The 1,034-nt window shown below is 46.9% G+C and carries 2 protein-coding genes; both read left to right on the top strand.

Annotated features, from left to right (window positions below; translation table 11 throughout):
- Positions 1 to 5: 5 nt before the first annotated feature.
- Positions 6 to 452, top strand: a complete 447-nt coding sequence (locus tag R7Q47_RS26595; RefSeq protein ID WP_140328497.1) for a copper chaperone PCu(A)C — start codon at positions 6 to 8, stop codon at positions 450 to 452.
- Between the two features lie 176 nt (positions 453 to 628).
- The gene (locus tag R7Q47_RS26590) at positions 629 to 925 is read left to right on the top strand and encodes a glucose PTS transporter subunit EIIB (RefSeq protein ID WP_005480175.1); all 297 of its coding nucleotides are present in this window, start codon (positions 629 to 631) and stop codon (positions 923 to 925) included.
- Positions 926 to 1,034: the final 109 nt, after the last annotated feature.

Genomic DNA, 1,034 nt, shown 5'->3' with positions numbered 1-1,034 from the left:
ATCAACTGTTCAAAACATTGGCTTTGGGGGCATTACTGCTCAGCCCTTTAGCTCAGGCTAAGCTCGATGTCATGGCGCACGAACCGTATGCGCGTGCTATGGCTCCGGGTGCAACCACCAGCGCCGTCTTCGTAACCTTTGCCAACCGCAGCCAAGACGACATCAATATCGTTGCCGCAGAAACGCCAGCAGCGGGCAAAGTCGAATTACACGATGTCATTAAAGACGGCGATGTGATGAAAATGCGCCAAATCGACCGCATCACGCTAGGCGCAAAAGAGACCACCGAGCTAAAACCAGGCAGCCTACACATCATGCTGTTTGATTTGAAAACGCCGCTCAATGAAGGGGATGAAATCGAAGTAACCGTGACTTACGATAACGGTCAAAAGCAGAGCTTTAACGCGCCAGTGAAAAAAGTGATGGCAGGGATGAAACATACAGCCCACTAAAATCGAATTAGGCTCCTCATTAGGAGCCTTTGTTTTATTCGCTCTCTCGCAGCGCAATGGCGATTTTATTTAAAAATGTAAATCTGTGCTTTATGCCCCATACAACACACCTCCCTCTTCGCTATAACTCTATTTCCTTGTTTCCGCATCTAACCCTGTTCCCGAGATAACTCTTTATGTTTCAAGCTCTCAAACGCGTTTTTAGTTTTTTGACTCAAACCAATCCAAATGTCGAGCAAGACGTGGACACCATTATTGCCGCAATTGGTGGCCTCGATAACGTAGTGGAAACCGGGGCGTGTGCAACGCGGCTAAGACTCACGCTGCGCTCTACTGCTGTCGTAGATAAAGAGGCTTTAAAGAAACATGGCGCTCATGGTGTTGTTGTGTTGGATGAACGTCATATCCAAATCATATACGGTTTGAAAGCCAACACGTATTCGCAGATCATGGAAGAACGAATGACAAGCTAGGCGCTCGTAGCAACTCTCCTAGCAAACTAAGCGGTGATTTTGCTACCCACAAATAAAAAGGGCAGCTATACTCTCCTCGTTTCATTAAACAAAGAATGAACTCACCAAC

This window comes from Vibrio sp. Vb0349, from assembly GCF_033338975.1.
This window is presented reverse-complemented; position numbering and strand designations above follow the sequence as displayed.